The organism is Nioella sp., assembly GCF_965215655.1.
Lineage (GTDB): Bacteria > Pseudomonadota > Alphaproteobacteria > Rhodobacterales > Rhodobacteraceae > Nioella.
In genome coordinates this window covers 2756096-2780000 of record NZ_OZ244111.1, presented here as the reverse complement: position 1 = coordinate 2780000, position 23905 = coordinate 2756096, and the positions used below count along the sequence as shown (strand labels likewise).

Annotated in this window: 20 protein-coding genes, 1 tRNA gene and 2 rRNA genes (1 of these 23 only partly in view); 16 read left to right on the top strand and 7 right to left on the bottom strand. The window is 64.6% G+C overall.

From position 1 onward, the window contains the following. From ACOOEX_RS13810 to hpaR, 5 genes are all read left to right on the top strand, one after another. Positions 1 to 1535, top strand: a 23S ribosomal RNA gene (locus tag ACOOEX_RS13810); it begins 1293 nt to the left of the window's first position. Between the two features lie 141 nt (positions 1536 to 1676). Beyond that, positions 1677 to 1791, top strand: a 5S ribosomal RNA gene (gene rrf, locus ACOOEX_RS13805). Between the two features lie 74 nt (positions 1792 to 1865). After that, positions 1866 to 1942, top strand: a tRNA-Met gene (locus ACOOEX_RS13800). Positions 1943 to 2117: 175 nt separating this feature from the next. Next, the gene (locus ACOOEX_RS13795; RefSeq protein ID WP_420395370.1) at positions 2118 to 3056 is read left to right on the top strand and encodes an aminotransferase class IV; all 939 of its coding nucleotides are present in this window, start codon (positions 2118 to 2120) and stop codon (positions 3054 to 3056) included. Positions 3057 to 3102: 46 nt separating this feature from the next. Then, positions 3103 to 3558: a homoprotocatechuate degradation operon regulator HpaR gene (gene hpaR, locus ACOOEX_RS13790; RefSeq protein WP_420395369.1), complete on the top strand. Its 456-nt coding sequence runs from the start codon at positions 3103 to 3105 to the stop codon at positions 3556 to 3558. Positions 3559 to 3746: 188 nt separating this feature from the next. Here hpaR and ACOOEX_RS13785 read toward each other — a convergent pair whose 3' ends face one another. Then, positions 3747 to 5096, bottom strand: a complete 1350-nt coding sequence (locus ACOOEX_RS13785) for an aspartate aminotransferase family protein (RefSeq protein ID WP_420395368.1) — start codon at positions 5094 to 5096, stop codon at positions 3747 to 3749. Then, positions 5093 to 5887: an IclR family transcriptional regulator gene (locus tag ACOOEX_RS13780; RefSeq protein WP_420395367.1), complete on the bottom strand. Its 795-nt coding sequence runs from the start codon at positions 5885 to 5887 to the stop codon at positions 5093 to 5095. The genes ACOOEX_RS13785 and ACOOEX_RS13780 overlap by 4 nt, the downstream gene beginning before the upstream one ends. Positions 5888 to 6009: 122 nt before the next feature. On the opposite strand from ACOOEX_RS13780, the gene ACOOEX_RS13775 reads away from it, so the two are divergent. The 8 genes from ACOOEX_RS13775 (at position 6010) to hpaD (ending at position 14746) form a co-directional block, all read left to right on the top strand. After that, complete coding sequence (locus tag ACOOEX_RS13775) at positions 6010 to 6951, top strand: tripartite tricarboxylate transporter substrate binding protein (protein WP_420395366.1); 942 nt, start codon at positions 6010 to 6012, stop codon at positions 6949 to 6951. Between the two features lie 96 nt (positions 6952 to 7047). Then, positions 7048 to 7560 carry a tripartite tricarboxylate transporter TctB family protein gene (locus ACOOEX_RS13770; protein ID WP_420395365.1) on the top strand — a complete coding sequence of 171 codons (513 nt, stop codon included), beginning with the start codon at positions 7048 to 7050 and terminating at the stop codon, positions 7558 to 7560. Between the two features lie 9 nt (positions 7561 to 7569). Then, positions 7570 to 9087, top strand: a complete 1518-nt coding sequence (locus ACOOEX_RS13765) for a tripartite tricarboxylate transporter permease (RefSeq protein ID WP_420395364.1) — start codon at positions 7570 to 7572, stop codon at positions 9085 to 9087. Between the two features lie 3 nt (positions 9088 to 9090). Then, a complete protein-coding gene (locus ACOOEX_RS13760; protein ID WP_420395363.1) occupies positions 9091 to 10575 on the top strand; it encodes an aldehyde dehydrogenase in 1485 nt (494 codons plus the stop codon). 11 nt (positions 10576 to 10586) lie between these two features. Continuing rightward, positions 10587 to 11813, top strand: a complete 1227-nt coding sequence (locus tag ACOOEX_RS13755; protein WP_420395362.1) for a Tm-1-like ATP-binding domain-containing protein — start codon at positions 10587 to 10589, stop codon at positions 11811 to 11813. A 162-nt stretch (positions 11814 to 11975) separates the two neighbouring features. After that, the gene (locus ACOOEX_RS13750) at positions 11976 to 12368 is read left to right on the top strand and encodes a 5-carboxymethyl-2-hydroxymuconate isomerase (protein WP_420395361.1); all 393 of its coding nucleotides are present in this window, start codon (positions 11976 to 11978) and stop codon (positions 12366 to 12368) included. Next, positions 12365 to 13876 (top strand): 5-carboxymethyl-2-hydroxymuconate semialdehyde dehydrogenase, encoded by a 1512-nt coding sequence (gene hpaE / locus ACOOEX_RS13745; protein WP_420395360.1) that lies wholly within the window; start codon positions 12365 to 12367, stop codon positions 13874 to 13876. The genes ACOOEX_RS13750 and hpaE overlap by 4 nt, the downstream gene beginning before the upstream one ends. A gap of 15 nt (positions 13877 to 13891) precedes the next feature. Further along, a complete protein-coding gene (gene hpaD, locus ACOOEX_RS13740) occupies positions 13892 to 14746 on the top strand; it encodes a 3,4-dihydroxyphenylacetate 2,3-dioxygenase (RefSeq protein WP_420395359.1) in 855 nt (284 codons plus the stop codon). Positions 14747 to 14862: 116 nt separating this feature from the next. On the opposite strand, the gene ACOOEX_RS13735 is transcribed toward hpaD, so the two are convergent. From ACOOEX_RS13735 to ACOOEX_RS13715, 5 genes are all read right to left on the bottom strand, one after another. After that, entirely contained in the window at positions 14863 to 15873 is a 1011-nt protein-coding gene (locus ACOOEX_RS13735; protein ID WP_420395358.1) for an Ldh family oxidoreductase, read from the bottom strand. A gap of 10 nt (positions 15874 to 15883) precedes the next feature. Further along, positions 15884 to 16507 carry a DUF3726 domain-containing protein gene (locus tag ACOOEX_RS13730; RefSeq protein ID WP_420395357.1) on the bottom strand — a complete coding sequence of 208 codons (624 nt, stop codon included), beginning with the start codon at positions 16505 to 16507 and terminating at the stop codon, positions 15884 to 15886. Further along, positions 16504 to 18201, bottom strand: coding sequence for a hypothetical protein (locus ACOOEX_RS13725; protein WP_420395356.1), 1698 nt, complete (start codon positions 18199 to 18201; stop codon positions 16504 to 16506). Before ACOOEX_RS13725 ends, ACOOEX_RS13730 begins: the two co-directional genes overlap by 4 nt. Before the next feature lie 69 nt (positions 18202 to 18270). After that, on the bottom strand, positions 18271 to 18972 hold the full coding sequence (locus tag ACOOEX_RS13720) for a GntR family transcriptional regulator (RefSeq protein WP_420395355.1): 702 nt from the start codon (positions 18970 to 18972) through the stop codon (positions 18271 to 18273). Further along, complete coding sequence (locus ACOOEX_RS13715) at positions 18969 to 20330, bottom strand: formimidoylglutamate deiminase (protein WP_420395354.1); 1362 nt, start codon at positions 20328 to 20330, stop codon at positions 18969 to 18971. The genes ACOOEX_RS13720 and ACOOEX_RS13715 overlap by 4 nt, the downstream gene beginning before the upstream one ends. A gap of 79 nt (positions 20331 to 20409) precedes the next feature. Here ACOOEX_RS13715 and hutI point away from each other — a divergent pair, with 79 nt between their 5' ends. Genes hutI through hutG form a run of 3 tightly spaced genes read left to right on the top strand, consistent with a single transcriptional unit; the run spans position 20410 to position 23905 of the window. Beyond that, positions 20410 to 21591 (top strand): imidazolonepropionase, encoded by a 1182-nt coding sequence (gene hutI / locus ACOOEX_RS13710; protein ID WP_420395353.1) that lies wholly within the window; start codon positions 20410 to 20412, stop codon positions 21589 to 21591. After that, complete coding sequence (gene hutH / locus ACOOEX_RS13705; RefSeq protein WP_420395352.1) at positions 21588 to 23114, top strand: histidine ammonia-lyase; 1527 nt, start codon at positions 21588 to 21590, stop codon at positions 23112 to 23114. Before hutI ends, hutH begins: the two co-directional genes overlap by 4 nt. Then, entirely contained in the window at positions 23111 to 23905 is a 795-nt protein-coding gene (gene hutG, locus ACOOEX_RS13700; protein WP_420395351.1) for an N-formylglutamate deformylase, read from the top strand. The genes hutH and hutG overlap by 4 nt, the downstream gene beginning before the upstream one ends.

Below are 23905 nucleotides of genomic sequence, written 5' to 3'. Positions count from 1 at the left end.
GTGAGCGATCCGGTGGAGTGATCACTAGCGAGAATGATGACATGAGTAGCGACAAACAGGGTGAGAGACCCTGTCGCCGAAAGTCCAAGGGTTCCTGCTTAAAGCTAATCTGAGCAGGGTAAGCCGACCCCTAAGGCGAGGCCGAAAGGCGTAGTCGATGGGAACCAGGTTAATATTCCTGGGCCAGGAGGATGTGACGGATCTGAGCCGTTGTTCACACTTATCGGATTGTGTGGGCAGCCAACGGGTTCCTGGAAATAGCCCTCCATGAGATCGTACCCTAAACCGACACAGGTGGACTGGTAGAGAATACCAAGGCGCTTGAGAGAACGATGTTGAAGGAACTCGGCAAAATACCTCCGTAAGTTCGCGAGAAGGAGGCCCGGTTCCAAGGCAACTTGGAGCTGGGGGCACAAACCAGGGGGTGGCGACTGTTTACTAAAAACACAGGGCTCTGCGAAGTCGCAAGACGACGTATAGGGTCTGACGCCTGCCCGGTGCCTGAAGGTTAAAAGGAGGGGTGCAAGCTCCGAATTGAAGCCCAGGTAAACGGCGGCCGTAACTATAACGGTCCTAAGGTAGCGAAATTCCTTGTCGGGTAAGTTCCGACCTGCACGAATGGCGTAACGACTTCCCCGCTGTCTCCAACATCGACTCAGCGAAATTGAATTGCCTGTCAAGATGCAGGCTTCCCGCGGTTAGACGGAAAGACCCCGTGCACCTTTACTACAGCTTCGCACTGGCTTCAGGCACAGCATGTGCAGGATAGGTGGTAGGCTTCGAAGCAGGAACGCCAGTTCCTGTGGAGCCTCCCTTGAGATACCACCCTTGCTCTGCTTGAAGTCTAACCGCGGCCCGTTATCCGGGTCCGGGACCCTGCGTGGTGGGTAGTTTGACTGGGGCGGTCGCCTCCTAAAGCGTAACGGAGGCGCGCGAAGGTTGGCTCAGAGCGGTCGGAAATCGCTCGTTGAGTGCAATGGCAGAAGCCAGCCTGACTGCGAGACTGACAAGTCGAGCAGAGTCGAAAGACGGCCATAGTGATCCGGTGGTCCCGAGTGGAAGGGCCATCGCTCAACGGATAAAAGGTACGCCGGGGATAACAGGCTGATGGTGCCCAAGAGTCCATATCGACGGCACCGTTTGGCACCTCGATGTCGGCTCATCTCATCCTGGGGCTGGAGCAGGTCCCAAGGGTACGGCTGTTCGCCGTTTAAAGAGGTACGTGAGCTGGGTTTAGAACGTCGTGAGACAGTTCGGTCCCTATCTGCCGTGGGTGTAGGATACTTGAGAGGAGTTGCCCCTAGTACGAGAGGACCGGGGTGAACGATCCACTGGTGGACCTGTTGTGGCGCCAGCCGCAGTGCAGGGTAGCTATGATCGGAAAGGATAACCGCTGAAGGCATCTAAGCGGGAAGCCCCCCTCAAAACAAGGTATCCCTGAGGGCCGAGGTAGACCACCTCGTCGATAGGCCGGAGATGTAAGCGCAGCAATGCGTTCAGTTGACCGGTACTAATGGCCCGATAGGCTTGATTTGATCCAGTAGAAGCCAGACTTCATGGCCCTACAATCAATCAAAAGCAGAAACTACACCAACACAAACAGTCACTTGACCTGGATGAAGATGTTTGACCCTTTCCCCCGATCAAAAAGGGGAAAACAGGGTTTGCTTGTTCGGTTTGGTGGTCATAGCGCGAGTGAAACACCCGATCCCATCCCGAACTCGGCCGTTAAGCACCGTTGCGCCGATGGTACTGCGTCTCAAGACGTGGGAGAGTAGGTCACCGCCAAACCTAACAAGCAAACCCAAATCTCTCGAAAACGATACCACACTCAGCCCAGATCAAAACAATATCCGGGCAAGTGGCGCGGGGTGGAGCAGCCCGGTAGCTCGTCAGGCTCATAACCTGAAGGTCGTAGGTTCAAATCCTACCCCCGCAACCAAAATAAACACACAAAACAATCACGTTACGCCCCGCAATCGCAGGGCTTCTTGCGTTCGCACTACCGCGGTGGAAGCACTGTGGAAGAACGCGCCAAACCTGAATCAGGCTTGCCAATCCGGGCCAGTCACGCCCCTATGGCGACACTATGCCAGAAGACCGGGGACGACATCAGAATGACCGACAGCCATGCCACCACCCATGACGCGGAAGAGGATCTTCGCAACCGCGATGTCCGGATCTACGTGAATGGAGAGATCGTTCATCGGGATGAGGCAAAGGTCTCGGTCTACGATTCGGGTTTCATGCTGGGGGACGGCATGTGGGAGGGTATGCGGCTCTACGATGGGGTCTGGGCCTTCTTCGACGAACACATGGATCGCTTCTTTAACAGTTGCAAGGCGGTCAGCCTCGACCCCGGCATGGATCGGGCGGGCGTGGCCGAGGCGCTGCGGCGGACCGCTGAGGCCAACGGGATGACGACCGATGTGCATTGCCGGCTGATGCTGACCCGTGGGGTGAAGGTGAAGCCGTTCCAGCACCCCTCGCTCAGCCGGTCGGGGCCGACGCTGGTAATCATCATGGAGCATTCCAAGCCGGTGGAGCGGCTGCAATCGGCGGGCATTCGGCTGGCGACCGTGCCGCAGGTCAGGGGCTTGCCGCATAGCCAGGATGCCAAGTTCAACAGTCACTCCAAGCTGAATTGCGTCATTGCCTGCCTGCAGGCCGAAGCGGCCGGGGCGGATGAGGCGCTGATGCTCGACCCCCATGGCTTCGTGAACACCACCAATGCCTGCAATTTCTTCATCGTCAGGAAGGGCGAGGTTTGGACCTCGACAGGCGATTATTGCATGAACGGGGTGACGCGTCAGAAGGTGATCGACCTGTGCCGTGCCAATGGCATCCCGGTGCGCGAGAAGAATTACTCGCTATACGAGGCCTATGGCGCGGATGAGGCCTTCCTGACCGGCACATTCGGGGCGCAGACGCCGGTGGCCTCGATTGATGGAAAGCCCATAGGGTCTGGCGAAAGACCGGTGACGGCGCGCATCAGGGCGCTTTACAAGGCGGCCATCGCGGCGCATGTGGCCGAGCGCAAGGGCGTTGCCCTGTGACGTCATGCGGCTTGAGCCTTGAGGGAAAACCGGGGTAACTGGACTCATGACAAGCTCCGACCGTTCACATCGTCCCGAAATCCGCCGGACCAGCCGATCGCTGCCGATTGCGCTGCTGCGCGCGCGCGAAACCGTGATGGGTCCGATCCGCGAGATGCTGGCGCAAAGCGGCATCAATGAGCAGAAATGGCGCGTGTTGCGGGTGCTGGACGAGGAAGGCCCGATGGAACAGACCGCGCTGGCGGCGCGGGCCTGCCTTCTGCTGTCGAGCCTGACGCGGATTCTGAAGACGATGGAGGGCGAGGGGCTGCTGTCGCGCAAGGCGGACAGGGCGGATCGGCGCAAATCCATCGTCAGTGTGACCGACAAGGGCCGCGGGCTGATCCGGACCCACCTGCCGGAGGCCGAGGCGCTCTTTGCTGCGCTGACCGCGCGCTACGGGGCGGAGCGGATGGAGGAACTGCTGGACCTTCTGGAAGAGTTGCACGGGCTGGAGGGCTGACCCGAAAGCGGTTTCGCCGCCTGCGGCGCCGACCCGGGAGCGGGCCTCCTCACCCTCCCTTGCGGGAGGGATCGTCGGCCCGCGTTGCCACGGGATATCTGTAAGGTCTGTGTGCCGGGGCAGGGGGCGGTGCCTGTTTCTGCCGAGGGATGCCTCCGGCGGGGGTATTGGGGCAAAGAAGAAGGCAATCAGAGCGACCGGAAGCCCGCGTCCAGGGCGGCAAGGATTGTGCCGACATCTGTTTCGGAGAGGATCAGCGGCGGGGACATGATGATGTTGGGCCCCGAGACGCGAACCATGGCACCGTGGTCGTATGCGACCTCCTGCACCTTGGCGGGCATTGCCTTGTCAGGGGTTTTCGCGGTGCGGTCAGAGACCAGCTCGATCGCGGTCATGAGCCCGTGGCCGCCGCGCACGTCGCCGATCATCTCGTGGCGATCCATGAGCCTCTGCACCCCCGCGAAGAGCTGTGCGCCGCGGGCGGCGGCGTTGGCGGGAACATCGAGGCGGATCGTCTCGTTAAGGCAGGCGATGGCGGCGGCCGCGCCCACGGGGTGGCCGGAGTAGGTGTAGCCGTGACCGATGGCGCCGCCGCCGGTGTCATCGCTTTCGAAGGCCTCGACGACCTTGTCGGACAGCATCACCGCGCCGAAGGGGAAATAGCCGTTGGTGATGGCCTTGGCGGTGCACATCATGTCGGGCTGCACGCCCCAGTGGCGGCTGCCGGACCAGTCCCCGGTGCGCCCGAAGGCCGTGATGACCTCGTCGGCGATGAGCAGGATGCCGTGGCGGTCGCAGATGTCCCGGATCATCGGCATGAAGCTGTCATGCGGAACGATGACGCCGCCCGCGCCGAGGATCGGTTCCATGATGAAGGCGGCGATGGTGCCCGCGCCCTGGAAGGCGATCTCGTCCTCCAGCGCCGCCGCGCAAAGCTGCGCCAGCCGTTCCGGGTCGGTTTCCCCGAACGGGTTGCGGTAGGGGTAGGGGGCCGGGATGTGGAAGCAGCCGGGCAGGAGCGGTTCATACTGGGTGCGGAAATTGGCGTTGCCGTTCACCGAGGCACCGCCGAAATGGGTGCCGTGATAGCCTTTCTTGAGGCTCAGGAACTTGGTGCGCCCCGGCTCTCCCCGCACCTTGTGATATTGGCGCGCCAGACGCAGCGCTGTCTCCACGCTGTCCGATCCGCCCGAGGTGTAGAAGGCGCGGGTCAGCCCGTCTGGGGCGAAGAAGTCGGCCAGCATCACGGACAGTTCGATCGCCGCATCGTTCGAGGTGCCCCGGAAGGTGGAATAATAGGGCAACACGTCGAGTTGCCGGACGATGGCGTCCTTCACCGGCTGGCAGGAAAAGCCGAGGTTGACGTTCCACAGGCCGCCCACGGCGTCGATGGTTTCATGCCCGTCGATATCGCGGATGCGCACGCCCTCGGCCCCGGTGATGATGCGTGGCGGGTGGGCCATGCTGTCGGCGGGATGCGCCATCGGGTGCCACAGGTGGCGGGCGTTCATTTCCTTGAGGAAGTTCGAGTCTTTCATGGCGCTATCTCCGGTGCAGCGGCGTCAGCCCATGCGGCGGCAAGCGCGGGCGGGATGGTGCCGCCCCAGTTTGCGCTGATGGTCTGGGCTGCGTTCATGAGTTCGGTGAGGATGAGGGTCTGCAACTCCGTCGTTACGCGAGAGGACACCGCCGCCACGGCCACGGCCCCGGCGATGCCGGTGCTGTCGAAAAGCGGTGCGGCAAAGCCGGTGACGCCGGTCTCGAAGGTCTGGTTCGAGATGGCAATCCCGCTGGCGCGGGCGCGGGCCACGGCGGCTTGCAGGTCTTCGGGGCTGCGGGCGGTGGTCTCGGTATAGGCGGGCATGGCGGCAAGCGCGCGGTGCATGATGTCTTCGCCCCCGAAGGCCAGCGCGGCAATGCCCGAAGCGGTGGCATGCAGTGGCAGGTGCGATTCATGGAGCACCACACGCGCCGAATGCTGCGGGGCCTCGTGATGGGCGAGCGTGGTCAGCCCGGTGGCATCGAGCAGCGAGGCATGCGCGGTTTCGCCCGTGGCCTCGGCCAGCCGGGGCAGGGCCACGCGCAGGCCCGCGCGACGGGGCAGGGTCACCTCGCGCATATGGGCGAGGCGCAGGACGGCAGGGCCGATGCGGTAGGCGCGGGTGGCCGGGTTCTGTTCCAGAAGCCCCGCCGATTCGAGCGCCGAGAGGTGGCGGAAGGTCGTCGCCTTGTCGCGACGGGCGAGTCGGTGGAAGTCGCTCAGACCGATCTCGGGCCGGTCGAGCGAGAAAAATTCCAGCAATTCCATCGCCTTTGCGATCGTGGACATGGGGCCTCCCTGCGGCGTCGGAGCCGCGCTTTGCGAAAAGGATTGACGGGGATTGGTTCGCAATGCAAGCTGTTTTTGAACCAATGGTTTGAATAATGAACCAATACATCAGGGAGTGCAATATGAAGACAATGCTCAAGACCGTCTGCGCGGCGGCCCTGGCGACGGTGGCCCTGGGCGGGCTGGCAGCGGCCGATTACCCCGAACGCCCGGTTGAATTCGTGGTGCCCTGGCCGCCGGGTGACCTGGAGGATGTGCTGACGCGGATGATCGCGGAGGACTTCCAGGAAGCCTATGGCGTGCCGGCGGCGGTGGTGAACCGTCCGGGCGGCGGTGGTGGCCCCTTCCCCGGCGCGATTTCCGTGGCGACGGCCCCGGCGGATGGCTACACCATCGGCTCCTTCATCATCGCGATCCCGACCGTGGGGCCGAACCTGGGCATTCCGGAGCTTAGCCCCGATCCGTTCGAACCCATTGGCATTTTCCTGACCTATCCTTTCGTGATCGCGGCCAGCGCCAATGCGCCCTATTCCACCATGGAAGAGCTGGCCGCCCATGCGCAGGACAATGACGTGACGCTTGGCCATTTCGGCGCACCACTTGTGCCGACGCGGGTGACGATGGCGCTGGCGGAAAGCCAGGGTTTCGGCTTTGCCTCTGACGCGGCTTTCGATGCGCTGGATTGCAACACGCTGGCCTCGGGCGATGCGGATGTGATCAACACCACGCTGCAGCTGATCCTTCCTTGTCTCGACAGCGTGAACGTGCTGGCCTCGATCGGGGCGGAGCGCATCAGCCTGACGCCGGACGCGCCCACGGTGGCAGAGCTTGACCCGTCGCTCAATGTGGCGCTGTGGAACGGGCTGTTCGTGCATCGTGATACCCCGCAAGAGGTGCGTGACCGGATCGCGGAGGTGGCGCAGGCCACGGTTATGAGCGAGCGGGCGCAAACCCTGGCGGCAGAAACCGGCGCGCTGGTCTACTGGCAGGATGCCGCCGAGGCGACGGCGCAGATTCAGGCGGACATCGAGACGCTCGGCACGATTTCGGGTATGCTCGACTGAACGATGTAAAGGATCGGCCTCTCCGGGCCGATCCGCAATTTTGTTGGAACAAAATTGGGGCGCGTGCGGATGGGGCGGTTCGAGACTCTCCAACAGATGTTCAAACGGTATCGGAGGCCGGGGGATCTGGTCTTTGCCACCATCTTTCTGCTCTTTGCCCTTTGGCTGGCCAGCCAGTTACAGACCCAGACGATCTGGGCCAACGGCCAGCAGCTGTTCGCGCAGCCCCGGTTCTGGCCGGCTGTGGGCGTCTTCGGCATGGCCGGATTCGGCGCGCTGCATTTCCTGAGTTCGGTCGCGTCTGACCGCATTCCGGGCCGCTGGCCGGAAGTTGGCACATGGCTTCGGTCACTGGAATTCGTCGGCTGGTTCCTGGCCTATGTCTGGCTGGTGCCCTGGGCGGGATACCTGCTGGCGACGCTTCTCTTCATGGGCGCGCTGACGCTGCGCATGGGATATCGCGACGGGCGCATGATCGGGGCCGCGCTGGCGACCGGGCTGGGGATCGTGCTGCTGTTCCGGACTTTCCTTCAGGTGCGGCTGCCGGGCGGGCAGCTCTATCTTCTGCTGCCTGACGGGCTGTCCACCTTCATGCTGACCTATTTCTGAGGCCCGGTGATGGACCTTTTCCTTTCAAGCCTTGACACGCTCGCCCGGCTCGATGTGCTTCTGGCCCTTCTGGTGGGCTCTATCGGCGGTGTCATCATCGGCGCCATTCCCGGTGTCGGCGCGGCGGTGGCCATCGCCATCCTGCTGCCCGCGACCTTCAGCTTTGATCCCATCGTGGGGCTGACCGTGCTTCTGGGCATCTATGGCTCGTCCATGTATGGCGGCGCGATCCCGGCGATCCTGATCAACACGCCCGGCACGGCGGTGAACGCGCTGACCACCTATGACGGCTATCCGATGACGCAGAAGGGGCAGGCGCGGCGGGCGCTGTCGTTGGCCTATTCGGCATCCTTTTTCGGGGGGGTGCTGTCGATCCTGTGCCTCATCTTCCTGTCGCCCGTGCTGGCCTGGATCGCGCCCATGTTCGGCAGCCGCGAGATTTTCCTCGCCGCGCTTCTGGGCATCATCCTTGTCGTGCTGGCGCATCGGGGGCAGGTCTTTGCAGCCGGGATGCTGGCCAGTTTCGGCATCTTCCTCAATTCCGTGGGGCTGGAGCCGGTGCGCTATTCCCGCCGCTATGCCTTCGATCAAAGCTGGCTGGCCTCGGGCTTTGATCTGATCGTGGTGGTGCTGGGACTTTTTGCCATTTCCCAGGCGTTAATGTTGCTGGTGGACAAGGACGATGCGCCGAAAGCGCAGCGGGTGGAGGGGAGCCTCTTTTCCGGCCTGCAAGAGCTATTCCGCTTCAAGCGGGTGGCGACGGTGTCGTCCGGTTTCGGGGTGCTGATGGGGATGATCCCTGGCGTGGGTGAGTTCACCGCCCAGTTCCTGAGCTACACCTACGCCCGGCGCTCCTCGAAGACGCCGGAGGAGTTCGGCAAGGGCAGTCCCGAGGGGCTTGTCGCGTCCGAGGCGGCCAATAACGCGGTGCCGGGGGCCGCGATGATCCCCCTTTTGGCGCTAGGCATTCCCGGCGAGGCGCTCACCGCGATGATGCTGTCGGTTTTCTACGTGCATAACGTGGTGCCGGGGCCGGGGCTTTTCCAGAACGACATGGATTTCGTGGTGGCGCTTTATATCGTGATGCTGCTGCTGAACGTCATCGTGCTTGGCTTCCTGATGTTTTCCACCAACCTGCTGACCAAGATCATCCAGGTGCCGACGCGGTTCCTGGGTGTGGTGATTCTGACGCTGAGTTTCGTGGGGGTCTACTCCTTGCGCAACTCCTTTACCGACTGTGCGATCGCCAGCGCCTTCGGGGTGCTGGGGCTGATCCTGAAACGGCTCAACCTGCCGGTGGTGCCGATTATTCTGGGCATGGTTCTGGGTGGGATCATGGAAGTGAAGCTGCGCAGCGCCATGGCGCGGGTGCGCACGCCCTGGGACATGATCGACCGGCCGATCGCCTTCCTCCTGTTCTGCGCGATCCTGCTGGTCATCGGGCTGCATATCCGCACGCTGGTCAAGGAACACCGGGCGCGGGTGGAAGAGCCCGACCACGACATTCACGATTCCCACACGAGGTAAGCCATGGATCAGGCCAGCATCGACAAGCTGCGCGCGCAGCCGGTTCCCGCGCAGGGGCACCTTATCGGGGGGCAGGTGGTGCCCGCCTCGGACGGGGGCGTTATGGACACGACCTCACCGATTGACGGGCGCGTGCTGACAACGCTGGCGCGGGGCACTGGCGCGGATGTGGCGCGCGCGGTTGACGCGGCGCGGGCGGCGTTCGAGGACGGGCGCTGGTCGCGCCAGCCCCCTGCCGCGCGCAAGAAGGTCATGCTGAAATGGGCCGAGTTGATCGAGGCCGAGGCGCTGGTGCTGGCGGTCATGGGCGTGCGCGAGAACGGGACAGAGATCAACATGGCCTTCAAGGCCGAGGCCGGGTCGGCAGCGGCGACAATCCGCTACTATGCCGAGGCGATAGACAAACAATACGGGGAGATCGCACCGACGGCTGAGAACGTGCTCGGCCTCGTGCATCGCGAACCGGTGGGGGTGGTCGGCGCCATCGTGCCGTGGAACTTTCCGCTGATGATCGGCGCGTGGAAGCTGGCGCCAGCCTTGGCCGCTGGCAACTCTGTCGTGCTGAAACCGGCGGAAAGTGCCTCGCTGACGCTCCTGCGCATCGCGGCTCTGGCGCTGGAGGCCGGGCTGCCGCCGGGCGTGTTGAACGTGGTGACGGGCGAAGGCCCTGTGGTGGGCGAGGCCATGGGGCTTTCCATGGGCATCGACGTGCTGGCCTTCACGGGTTCGGGCGCGACGGGGCGGCGACTGTTGGACTATGCCGCGCGGTCCAATCTCAAGCGCTGTTTCCTGGAGCTTGGGGGCAAGTCGCCCAACCTGGTCTTTGCTGACGCCCCGGACCTTGCCACGGCGGCCAAGGTCTCGGCGGCGGGGATCTTCCGCAATGCGGGGCAGGTCTGTGTCGCGGCCTCGCGCCTGCTGGTGGAGGAGAGCATCCATGACGACTTCGTCGCGGCGCTGGTCGTGGCGGCAGAAAGTTTCAAGGTCGGCGATCCGCTGTCGCTGGAGACCCAGATCGGCGCCGTGCATTCGGAACGGCAAATGGCGCAGAACCTGCGCTTCGTGGAGGAGGCCGAGGCGGAGGGCGCGCAAAGACTGACCGGCGGCTGGCGCATCCTGCCTGAAACCGGCGGCACCTACATGGCGCCCACGGTGATGGCCGGGGTTTCGCCCGACACGAGCCTTTCGCAGAACGAGGTTTTCGGCCCGGTTCTGGCGGTGACGCCCTTCAGCACGGAGGAGGAGGCCATTAGGCTGGCCAATGGCACCGACTATGGCCTCTCCTCCGGTGTCTGGACGCGCGATCTGTCCCGCGCGCACCGGATGATCCGGGCCATTCGCGCGGGCGTGGTGCATGTGAACACCTATGGCGGGTCGGACCTGACCGTGCCCCTGGGCGGCGTGGGCCAGTCCGGCAATGGCAGCGACAAGTCGCTGCATGCGCTGACGAAATACGAGAACCTGAAAACCGCGTGGATTCAGCTGTGAGCGGGGGAAAAATGGCCGACAAGACCATTCTGGTGGTGGGCACCTACGACACCAAGGACGACGAACTGCACTACATGGCCGACCGCATCCGCGCGCAGGGGGGGGGGGTGCTGACCATTGATGTGTCGGTTCTGGGCGACCCGTCGCATCCCACGGATATTTCCAAGCATGACGTGGCCGAGGCGGGTGGGTCCAGCATCGACGCGGCGATAGCGTCGGGCGATGAGAATACCGCCATGCAGATCATGGCGCGCGGGTCGGCAGCACTGGCGGCGACGCTCTGGTCTGAGGGGCGGTTCGACGGGGTGGTGGTTCTGGGCGGCTCCATGGGCACGGACCTGGCGCTCGACCTGTGCAGCGCCCTGCCGCTTGGCGTGCCGAAATACATTGTCTCGACGGTGGCCTTCTCCACGCTGATCCCTGCCGAACGGCTGCCCGCGGATATCCAGATGATCCTGTGGGCCGGGGGGCTTTACGGGCTGAACTCGGTCTGCAAATCCTCGCTCAGCCAGGCGGCGGGCGCGGTTCTGGGGGCGGCGCGAGCGGTGGAGGCGCCGGACCGGTCCAAGCCGCTCATCGGCATGACCAGCCTCGGCAAGTCGGCGCTGCGATACATGGTCTACCTGAAGCCGGAACTGGAGGCGCGCGGATACGAGGTCGCCGTGTTTCACGCCACCGGGATGGGTGGGCGCGCCTTTGAATCCCTGGCCGCGCAGGGCGCTTTCGCCGCCGTTTTCGATTTCTGCACGCAGGAGCTCGGCAACCACACCCACGGCTCGGACGTGACCGCCGGGGCCGACCGGCTGACAAATGCTGGCAAGGCGGGCATTCCGCAACTGGTCTCGACCGGCTGCTATGACCTGGTGGACCTGGCCGGATGGCGGGGCATCCCCGAGAAATGGGCCGATCTGCTAAGCCACGCGCATAACCGGCTGATCACTTCGGTGGTGCTGGATGCAGAGGGGGTGCGCATGGTCGCCCGCGCCCATGGCCGGGCGCTGGCGGAGGCGAAGGGCGAGACCGTGCTGCTGTTGCCCCTTGGCGGATGCGGCGAATGGGACCGGCCCGGCGCAGACCTGCACAATCCCGATGGCCTCGCGGCCTTCTGCGAGGAGATGCGCGCAAGCTGCCCCGCAAATGTGCGGCTGGAAGAGGTCGACGCCCATATCAACGATGAGGCATTTGCCACAAGGGCGCTTGAGATCTTCGATGATTGGCGGGCGCGTGGCCTGGCATGACGGGATAAACGGCTTGATCCTGGCGGGGGAAGGGCCTTCGAAGGCCCTTAAATAAGCGGTTTCGAAACTGCTTCCAGCCCGGATCAGAGGGAATGCATAAGATCTGGCTTGACTTCCTCCATATAATTGCTTAACAAAGCAAGTAAATAACGGGAGGCCGACGTGCCACATATCACCGTCGATTATTCGCCCAACATGGAAGACCGCGCCGATATCGCGGCACTTTGCGATGCTCTGCGGCTGGCTGCGATTGAAACCGGCATTCTCCCCATGCCCGGCATCCGCGTGCGCGCCATCCGCGCAACCCATGTCAGTATCGCCGATGGTGACCCGCAGCATGGCTATGTCGATATCAGCCTGCGCCTGAGGGCCGGACGTCCTGACGACGCCAAACGCGCCGCTACCGCCCATATCTTCGCCGCCGCCGAGGCGTTCCTTGCCCCGGTCATGGCGATCCATTCCGTCGCGCTCTCGTTCGAGATGCGCGACATCGACCCCGATCTCAGCCCCAAAACGGGCACGATCCGCGACCACCTGCCGAAGGAGCTGCCATGACGGACCTCACCACGCACAAGGCCAAGCTGGAGGGCTATCTCGCCCGGTTCCGCGACGCGGGCGTTCTGAACCAGATCGGCGGCGAAGCGCGGCCCGCCGTTTCGGGCGCGACATTCGACAACCATACGCCGGTGGATGAAAGCTTCATCTGCCGCGTGGCGCGGTCGGGGCCTGAAGACGTGGACGCGGCGGCCAAGGCCGCGAAAGCCGCCTTTCACTCCTGGCGCGACATGGCCGCGACCGAACGCAAGGCGATCCTGCACCGCATCGCCGACGGCATCGTGGCCCGGGCCGAGGAAATCGCGCTCTGCGAGTGCTGGGACACGGGGCAAGCCTATCGCTTCATGTCGAAGGCGGCCCTTCGCGGCGCAGAAAACTTCCGCTTCTTCGCAGATCGCGCGCCAAGCGCCCGCGACGGGCAGGCGCTGCCCTCGCCCACGCTGATGAACATCACGACACGCGTGCCCATCGGCCCCGTGGGGGTGATCACGCCATGGAACACGCCCTTCATGCTGTCTACCTGGAAGATCGCGCCCGCTTTGGCGGCCGGCTGCACCGTGGTGCACAAACCTGCCGAGTTCAGCCCGGTGACCGCGCGCATCCTGATGGAGATCGCGGAGGACGCGGGCCTGCCGCCCGGCGTTTGGAACCTTGTGAACGGGTTCGGCGAGGATGCGGGCAAGGCCCTGACCGAACACCCCGATATCAAGGCGATTGCCTTCGTGGGCGAGTCCAGAACCGGCTCAATGATCATGAAACAGGGGGCCGACACGCTCAAGCGCGTCCATTTTGAGCTAGGGGGCAAGAACCCGGTGGTGGTTTTTGAGGATGCGGATCTCGACCGGGCGCTCGATGCGGCGATCTTCATGATCTATTCATTGAATGGCGAACGCTGCACCTCGTCCTCGCGGCTGCTGATCCAGGACAGCGTGGCCGACGACTTCCTGTCGAAACTCGCCGCGCGGGTGAGAAACATCCGCGTGGGCAACCCGCTCGATCCCGCTACCGAAGTGGGGCCGCTCATCCACAAGACCCATTTCGACAAGGTCTGTTCCTATTTCGACAAGGCCCGCGCCGAGGGCGCGGAGATCGCGGCGGGTGGCGCGCGGGAGGGGGATTCCGGCTGGTTCGTGCAGCCCACGCTTTTCACCGGGGCCACGAACGCCATGGCCATCGCGCAGGAGGAAATCTTCGGCCCGGTCCTGACCGCGATCCGGTTCGCGGATGAGGACGAGGCGCTGCAGATCGCCAATGACATCCCTTACGGTCTGACGGGCTATGTCTGGACCAATGACCTGAGCCGCGCCTTGCGCTTTACCGACAAGCTGGAGGCGGGGATGATCTGGGTCAACTCGGAAAACGTGCGCCACCTGCCGACCCCGTTCGGCGGTGTGAAGGCCTCTGGCATCGGGCGCGACGGCGGGGACTGGAGCTTCGAGTTTTACATGGAGCAGAAACATATCGGCCTGGCCACGGGTCAGCACCGCATCCCGCGCCTCGGCGCATAAGAGGGGAGGAAAGAGATGGGAGAGATCGTTCTCGCCGCCAAGATGACCCATGTGCCCACCATGCTCATGTCCGAGCAGGAGGGTCCTATCCAGGGCAAGCGGCAGGCGGCCATCGACGGGCACCGGGAGATCGCCCGCGGTGCAAAGGCGCTGGGGGCAGACACGGTGGTGATATGCGACACCCATTGGGTGATAAACGCCGGGTTCCACATCAACGCAAATACCCGCTTCGAAGGGCTCTTCACCTCGAACGAGTTTCCGCAGTTCATCCAGAACCTGCCCTATGGCTATGGCGGCAACCCGGCGCTTGGCGACGCGATTGCGGCGGAGGCCAGCGCGCGCGGGGTTCATACACTGGCCCATCACCTCGACAGCCTGGAACTCGAATACGGCACGCTTGTGCCCATGCGCTTCATGAGCCGGGAACATGAGATGAAAGTGGTTTCAGTCGCGGCCTGGTGCACGGTGCACGACCATCAGGAAAGCCGCGTTGTGGGCGAGGCCATTCGTGCCGCTGTTGAAGCCTCGGACAGCAAGGTGCTGTTGGTTGCGTCGGGCTCGCTCAGCCACAAGATCTGGGCCAACAAGGACTATGCCGCCAATAACGGGACCTTTACCATCAGCTCCGAGTTCAACCGACAGATGGACTTGCATGTGCTGGAGATGTGGCAGCGTGGCGATCACGCGACCTTCCTGAAGATGCTGCCGGACTATGCGCAATTCTGCTGCGGCGAGGGGTCGATGCATGACACGGCGATGCTTTATGGCGCGCTTGGCTGGGACAGCTATGACAGGCCTTGCGAGGTGGTCACGGAATACTTCCCCAGTTCCGGCACCGGTCAGACCAATGTGATCTTTCCGGTACGCTGACAGCCAAGAAGGATTTTCCAGAAAATCCTTCGCAGGCCGTGAAACAGAATTTTCCGGAAAATTCTGCCAGGACTGAGGCTGGAAAACTCTTCTGGAAGAGTTTTCCAGCTTAGGTGTTATCCCAACAGAGCTTCAATCCGCGCCAAAGTCGCCGTGCTGACCGCAACGCCCTCGATCGCCGCCTTGACCCGCTTCGATTTGCGTCCATCCCCGGGCAGGCGGGCACCATCCTGCGCGTGGATGGCATCGGTGAGCGCCGAGACGCGATCTGCAAAGCCGCCGCCAGATGTCGCTCCGGGGTCGATGGCGATGAAGAACTGTCCGGTTTTGGGTGGCCCACCTGCCGTTCCGGAAAAGGGCGAGGCATCCTTGCCAAGCGTCGCGCCCGCCAGCGCCGCCGCCATGGTTTCCACCAGCAGCGCCACGCCAACCCCCTTGTAGCCGCCTGACGGTGCCATGGAGCCTTTCAAGCCCACCTCCGGGTCCGTCGTCGGGTTGCCATCTGCATCCAGCGCCCACCCGACCGGGATCGGTTTGCCCTCGCGGGCGTGTTTCATGACCTCGCTTTTCGCGATGGTGCTGGCCGACTGGTCGATCATGATGGCGGGCTGGCCATCCGTTCCGGGCACCGCAAGCGAGAACGGGTTTGTCCCCACAACCGGTTTCGAGCCGCCCGAGGGTGCAATCGACGCGGGCGCGTTGGTGAAGCCCAGGCCAACCAGCCCGGCTTGGGCCAGCCGGGTCGTGTGGTAGCCCAGAACCCCGCAATTGTAGCTGTTGCGGATGGCCAGCGCTGCAATGCCCTGTTCGCGGGCCAGCGGGATCAACTCGCCAAACCCCATGTCGATGGCGGAATGGGCAAAGCCGGTGGCGGCATCCACCGTGATGACGCCGGGGCGCGGGATGTCCATGACGGGTTTGGCGTTTCCGTCCACCTTTCCGCACTGCACATGTTCCGCGTAGATCGGGATATAGGCGAGGCCATGGCTTGCCACTCCGTCGGCCTCTGTCGCGGCCGTGGCGATGGCCAGCGGGCGGGCATTCTCAGGGCTGGTGCCAGCGGCCACAAGGGCGCGGAATGAGAGATCCTCGATCTCGTCCAGGGTCATGGTGCGGGTGTCTGACATCTCTCTCTCCTCAATCATTGTCTGTCAGGCCCGCCACGGCCCCGGCAAGGCGCGAGGCCTCGGTCGCGGGCGCGCGGGTGCGGGCGGCGTATATGCCGAGCGAGACCAGGATCATCTGGTCGGACTCGGCGCGTGTCTTGTGGGGGGGCTGGGCCGGTATCGGACCGCCGAGCGTCAGGGTCACGTCCGACATGGGCGGCGGGGTGTCCACAGACATGGAGTCGCCATCGGTAACCGCATGGCCGCCGTCCCAGGACAGGGTGATGGGGTGGCCAAGGTCCAGTGCAAGGCGGGCGGCAAAGGGCAACAGGAAGACCGGCAGGGCCACGCGCGTCAGGGTCAGCGGCAGCGGGGCAGCCGGTCCGAGATCGGAAAGCACAGCCCCGCAGGCGACTGGGCAAAGCCAGCCCTCAGCCCCTCTCCAATCGCCATCCATAAGCTCCGGCCCGGCTTGGGCATGGCCTTCCTCATCATGGCGGAAAAGCAGCGCGACCAGCGGATCACCGGCGTCAATGCCGCGCGCGCAGAGCCACCGGGTCGCCTTGGCGGCCTCTTCGGCCATGCCCCAGCACAGCCCCGCGCCCTTTGCCGCCGTCTTGGCGAGGCTCTCTGTCTCGTTGAGGGACAGGCTCATGCACCTGCCTCTGGATACACCCAGAAATCCGCGTGGTCCTCGGTCAGCTCGGGCGGGTAGGGGGCACCCGCGAACATGGTGATGCGGATCCAGCGGTCGGACCGGGGGTCGAAGCTGGTCGCGCCGAAGAAGGACAGCTTGGCGCGCAGCATGTCAATGGGCAGCATATCCGCCCCGATGGTGTTGTTGCGGATCTCTCCATAGGGGGCTTTGGCGGCGATCTGGACACGACGGGCGCTGTGGCGATGTTCGGGATGTTTCAGAAGGAAGGCGGCAAGCGGGGTGTCACCGGGCCAGTCGCCGAGATCGGCGTGCAACAGGGCCGCATCGCGCCCCGGTGCAAGGGGTTGTTCATAGGGCGCAATCGGTTCCTCATGGCGCTGCCCAAGCCGGGGTTCGAGCTTTTCTTCCGACACGTACCAGGCCCGCGCGGTGGCCTCCCGGCTGTTCCAGTCCGTTTCCAGCGCCCATGGAAACTGCTGTTCGATCAGGGCCTTGACCCGATTTAGCGGCATGGACCCGTCAATGCGGAACCCGGCCTGTTCCACGGCAGCCATGCAGGGGCCGAGACCGTCGATGATGTCGCCATAGGGTTCCAGCATTAGCGAGACCAGAAATTCCTGCCCCTCAAAGGACAGATTGCCTTCGGCCCATACATGGAGCTTGTCCCAAGGATGATCGGCGTCGAGCTCGTCCGCGACATGCGGCAGCAGGCGTGACAGATCGGCCCTAAGGTCCGCAAGTCTCGCCAGTTGAATCGGATGTTCGGTTCGCCAGCTTTGAACCGCGGCGACGCTGCGGCTTAGAAGGTCACGGAACAGTGCCACGGCATCGGGCGAGGCGGAGGGCAGGGCGCGGACCCGCGCCAGCGCCGTTTCCCGCACCAGTATCCAGTTGTTCACCAGCATCGGGTGATTGACGAGGAACGGCGCCATGCCAAGCCCGGTGGAATTGCCAATCCCGAGGCGGCGCGCGAGGATGGGGTCCAGCGACACCGCGCTCTCGCCGCCCTGCACCCGCGCCATATGCTCCACCATGTCCCGCACGAACCAGCGGGTCAGGTAGACTGACAGCATTTCCGCCTGGAAGGGGGTGGCCATTTCGGGGCGGTCGGCGATCACCTCGCGGTCGGCCGCGCCGAACTTGCCAGAGCCGTAAACGGCTGTTGTGCGCATCAGATACCCCACTTCCGCGATCATCTGCGGGTCGGGTTGCAGGCCCTGCGAGAGCCGATCCACCACATGTGTCCACAGGCGGACTGACCGATTGGCTCGGGAAAGGGAGAGTTCGCTTTCACTTATGCGACCTGCTTCCTGCACCGGCACATTTCGGGACAGCCGGGCGATATCGGCGCGGTCCGGCACGCCATCAAACAGCGCGAATGTCGCGTCCCACGCCTCGGCAATCACCCGGTCGGACCGCAGGTGATCGGGCAGGTCATGGGCAAAGGCGATCAGGGAATAGCTTCGCTCCGGCCCCGTGGCGGTATAGATCGCATGGCCCACACCACTGGCATCAACCTCGAACGCCGTGCGCGTGAACTGCCAGTCTTCGCGGGCCAGCCTTCGGGTCAGTTGACGCATGAAGCTGAGCCTGCATTGGTGCAACGACCCAAGACGCGCCAGCCGCATGACCTGTTCCGGCGGGCGCAGGGCAGCCTCGTTGATATCCGTGTCTGTTGTGTGACCACTCATCGCGCGTTCCTCCCACCCCGGCGCAGGATGTCCGGCGCGCGGGCCCAGGTCAAACCCGCAATCCGACGCTCAACCGGCAATAGGCGACACGATCCGGTGACCGGGCATGTGCCAGAGCCTGACAAATGTCACCGGCGCGTCAAGGCCCCATGTGCTGCGTTCCAGTGTCAGAAGTGGCGTGCCTTCGGTGACATCCAGCGCGCGGGCCTCGTCCGGGCCGCAGGGCTGTGCCGAGATCGCCAGTTCCCCCCGTGCGACCGGGACGGTTTCCAGCAGCCATTCATTGGCGCTTTTGCGGCTGAAATCATGGTGTTCCGCCTGCGGGACGGCGGCAAGGTTGATCCAGCGATCTTCCAGAACATAAGGAACACCGTCGGCCAGGTGAATGGCGGAGAGATGCAGGGTGCGGGCGGCCTCGCCAAGCCCGAGCGCATAGGCCACGCGCGCGGGCGGGCGGGCGGTGCCGTGGGTCAGTAGCGCATAACCATAACGCTGGCCGCTTCCTTCGATTTCCTGCCGGATGACGGGGATTTCAATCACCGCCTTGCCGACCGGGTGCAGCGCCACGCGCGTCCCCGATTTGCGGCGCCGTTCCACCAGACCGGCCCCGGCCAGTTCCCGAAGCGCCCGGTTCACCGTGGTCCTCGCACAGCCGAATTCGGCGGCCAAATCGGCCTCGTTCGGGATCAGGTCGCCGGGTTTCCACTGGCGGGCGCGGATACGGCGGCGCACCTCGTCCTGCACACCCTGCCATGTGTTGGTATCGCTCATGTGGCGGCCCGAAGGGTTCTGACAGCTGCCCTGTAGGCGGTTTCGATGGCGTCCCTTTGAACGTGGCGGCCCTCGCGCACCATGTGGCGGCCCGCCGACCAGACATCGCGGACCATGCGGTCATCGCCCGCGAAGATGTAGCTGTCGAGGATGGTGTCGCCGGTCATGCCGTCAAGGTCCGGGTGGGTCATGTCAAGCGCCAGCATATCGGCCCAGGTGCCGGGGGCAAGCGCGCCCGTTTGCCGCCCTGCCGAACCCGCGCCACCCTGATTGACCGCGTCGAACAGCCTGCGCCCGGTAGAAGACGCGGGCGTTGCCAGCGCGGCGCGGGAATGATCACGCAGGCGCTGGCTGGTATCGAGCTGGCGCAGCTCCTCGGCCAGGCTGATGCGGATATTGCTGTCCGATCCCACGGCGATCCGCCCGTCCGCATCCATCCAGCGGACCCCGTCGAAAATGCCGTCCCCAAGGCTCGCCTCGGTCAACGGGCAAAGAACGGCGGTGGCGCCGGACCGGGCGAGGCCCTCGGTCTCATGCGGCTCCATCTGGGTGCAGTGGATGAAGTGCCAGCGGTGGTCTGGGGCGAGCGTATCAAGCACCCATTCGACGGGGCGTTTGCCGGTCGTGGCCAGTACCTCCTCCACCTCGGCTTTCTGTTCCGCCAGATGCATGTGGATCGGTCCTTCCGGTGCCAGCCCGATCACTTCGGCGAGCGCCCCGGCTGGCGCTGCGCGCAGCGAATGGGGCGCGATCCCGAAACCCCAGTCGGCGGGACCAGTCGCGATGCGCGCTCTGGCCTCCTCGGCCAACCGGGCAAAGCGCTCCGCGTCGTTGCCGAAGCGTTGCTGACCGGAGGTCAGCCCCCGCCCGTCGAGCCCGCCGGTCTGGTAGAATACCGGCAGCAGGGTCAGCCCGATCCCCGAGAGATCCGCCGCCGCCGCGATCCGGTCGCTGAGTTCTGAGAGCCGCGCATAGGGCACGCCGCCGGGCTGGTGATGCAGGTAGTGAAACTCGACGTTGGTGGCATAGCCCGCCTCCAGCATTTCCATCTGCACGAAAGCCGCGATCGCCTGCACCTGTTCGGGCGTGATCCGGTCCAGAAAGCGGAACATCAGCTGCCGCCAGGTCCAGAACGTATCGCGCGGATCGGGGCCGCGGCGTTCGGTCAGCCCGGCCATGGCACGCTGAAAGGCGTGGGAATGGGCATTCGCGGGCGCGGGCAGAAGGCAGCCTACGCGGGCCCCCTGCGGCTCGGCCCCCGGCGTGACACTGGCGATGTGGCCTTCGTGAACCGCGATCAACACGTTTCTCTGCCAGCCTTCTGGGGTCAGTGCGGTTTCGGCCCAGACATGTTCCATGGTCAAATCCCTGCTTGACTCGAATATGTGCATACATAATGCTTTCACACAGGGATTAATCAAGCGAAATGAGTCGATCATGCTTCTGGTGAACGCGACGGTGGCCACGATGGGCGAGGGCGCACCCTATGGGCTGATCCCCGACGGGGCGGTGCTGCTGGAGGGCGACCAGCTGGCCTGGGTCGGGCCTCGGTCCGACGCTCCGAAGGCGGAGGCGCGCGACATGGGCGGGCGGCTGATTACGCCCGCACTGATTGACTGCCACACTCATCTGGTCCATGCGGGCGACCGCGCGCGGGAGTTCGAGCTGCGGCTGCAAGGCGCGAGCTATGAGCAGATTGCGCGAGAAGGTGGGGGTATTCTGTCAACGGTGACGGCCACCCGCGCTGCAAGCGTCGAGGAGTTGGTCGCGCTGGCGCTTCCACGGCTCGACGCACTGCTGGCGGAGGGCGTGAGCGTCGTCGAAGTGAAGTCCGGGTACGGTCTGACCATTGAGACGGAACTGAACATGCTGCGCGCAGCGCGGGCCTTGGAACAGCATCGCCCGGTCAGGATCGTCACCAGCTTCCTCGCTGCCCATGCGGTGCCGCCGGGGGCCGATGCCGATGCCTATATCGACGAGGTCTGCATCCCCGCGCTGCATCAGGCCCATGCGGAGGGGCTGGTCGATGCGGTGGACGGCTTCTGCGAGGGGATCGCCTTCACGCCCGCGCAGATCGAGCGGGTGTTCGACGTGGCCAAGGCGCTCGGCCTGCCGGTGAAACTCCATGCCGAGCAGCTCTCTCATCTGGGTGGCACGGAACTGGTCGCGCGTTATGGCGGGCTGTCGTCGGATCACGTGGAATACGCGACCGAGGCTGATGCGCAGGCGATGGCCGATGCGGGCACCGTGGCTGTCCTGCTGCCCGGCGCGTTCTATACGTTGCACGAAACCCAGATGCCGCCCGTCGCCGCCTTCCGCGCCCATGGCGTGCCGATGGCGCTGGCGACGGATGCGAACCCCGGATCGTCGCCGATGTTCTCGCTCCTGCTGGCCGTGAACATGGGCTGCACGCTCTTCCGCCTGACACCGGAGGAGGCATTGAGGGGCGTAACGGTGAACGCGGCCAAGGCGCTCGGGCTTTCCGATTGCGGGCAGATCGCGGCGGGCAATCGCGCCGATCTGGCGGTCTGGGACGTCAGGCAGCCGGCGGAACTGGCCTATCGCTTCGGCTTCAACCCGCTTCACGAACGCTGGATCGGTGGGGAGATCGCGGCATGATCCTGACCCCGGGCGCGGCGACGCTGCGGCAGTTGGAGGCGGTGTGGCGCGGGGCGACCCCGGCGCTGGACCCTGCCGCTTTTCCGGCCATCGAGGCCGCCCATGCCGAGGTGCAGAAGGCTGCCGCCGGAGAAGACCCGGTTTACGGGATCAACACCGGTTTCGGCAAACTCGCCTCGATCAAGATCGCGGCCAAGGACACGGCTGCCCTGCAAAGGAACCTGATCCGCAGCCATGCCTGCGGGGTGGGCAAGCCGCTGGAGGAGGAAACCGCGCGGCTGATGATGGCGCTGAAGCTGCTATCCTTGGGCCGTGGCGCGTCTGGTGTTGCGCCGGCCACCGTGCGGCTCATTGAGGGGATGCTTGCCAAGGGCGTGACGCCGGTGATCCCCGAACAGGGGTCGGTCGGGGCGTCGGGCGACCTTGCGCCGCTGGCCCATATGGCGCTGGCGATGATGGGCGAGGGAGAGGCCGTGTTCGACGGCCAGACCCTGCCAGGGGGCGAGGCACTGGCTCGCGCCGGGCTGGAGCCGGTCAGTCTTGGCCCCAAGGAGGGGCTGGCGCTGATCAACGGCACGCAGTTTTCCACTGCCTGCGCGCTGGTCGGGCTCTTCACCGCATGGGCCAACCTGCGGGCGGCGATCACGGTCTCGTCACTGTCGACCGACGCGATCATGGGCTCCACCGCGCCGCTTCTGGCGGAAATCCACGCGCTGCGCGGTCAGCCCGGCCAGATCGAGGTCGCCGCCGCGATGCGGGCATTGATGGACGGATCGGAAATCCGCGAAAGCCACCGCGAGGGCGACACCCGCGTGCAGGATCCCTATTGTATCCGCTGCCAGCCGCAGGTGACGGGGGCGGCACTGGACCTACTGCGCATGGCCGCCGGGACGCTGCGGATCGAGGCCAATGCGGTAACCGACAACCCGCTGGTGCTGCTTGGCGAAGGACGCATCGTTTCGGGCGGGAACTTCCATGCGGAGCCCGTGGGCTTCGCCGCCGACATGATTGCGATCGCGCTGTCGGAGATCGGGGCCATCGCACAACGCCGTGTCGCGCTGATGGTGGACCCGACGCTGAGCTTTGACCTGCCACCCTTTCTGACGCCTGCGCCGGGGCTGAATTCCGGCCTCATGATCGCCGAGGTGACGACGGCGGCCCTGATGAGCGAGAACAAGCATCTGGCCAACCCTTGCAGCACGGATTCCACCCCGACAAGCGCCAATCAGGAGGATCATGTCAGCATGGCCGCCCATGGCGCGCGGCGGCTGGCGCGGATGAATGCGAACCTCTCGCGTATCCTTGGGGTCGAAGCGATGTGCGCGGCGCAGGGCGTGGAATTCCGCGCGCCGCTGGTGACCAGTGTTGCCCTGCAAGGGGTGCTGGCGCGTTTGCGGGCGCGGGTGGCGACGATCAAGGAGGACCGGTACCTCGCGCCGGACCTTGAGGCGGCGGGCGAAATGGTGGCCTCTGGCGCTTTGTGCGACGGGCTGGACCTGCCGGAACTGGAGGGCGCGGCGTGACCCCGGTTGAGGTTCAACAGGGCGATGGCCCCGTTATTCTTGGCCTGCCCCATACCGGCACCTTCGCGCCTGACGACATCCACGCGCGTCTGAATGCGCGGGGGCGGGAGCTGTCGGATACGGACTGGCATATCGAACGGCTCTATGACGGGCTATTGCCCGGTGTCACCACCGTGCGCGCGACCTTCCACCGATACGTGGTGGATGCGAACCGCGATCCCTCCGGCGCGAGCCTTTATCCGGGGCAGAACACCACCGGGCTGGTACCATTGACGGATTTCGATGGCGCGCCCATTTGGGCCGATCCGCCGCGCGAGGGAGAAGTCGAGGCGCGACGTAAGGCGTTCCATACGCCCTATCACGCCGCCTTGCAGGCGGAGATGGAGCGGGTGCGCGCAGTACATGGCGTCGCGATCCTTTATGATTGTCACTCGATCCGGTCCGTGATCCCGCATCTCTTCGACGGGCTGCTTCCCGATTTCAACATCGGGACGAATGGCGGCACCACCTGTACGCCCGAGATCGAGGCCGCCGTTCTGGGCATCTGTGCCGGGGCAACGGGCTACACCCATGTGCTGAACGGCCGTTTCAAGGGCGGCTGGACAACGCGCCACTATGGCCGCCCCGCTGAAGGCTTCCACGCCATCCAGATGGAACTGGCGCAATCGACGCATCTTGTCGATGAAACCGCCGGTTGGGCCTATGCCCCCGAGAAGGCCGACCGCCTGCGCCCCTACCTGGGCCAAATCCTCACATCCCTGGCCGACCTGGCCCCCAAGCTGAAGGGCTGA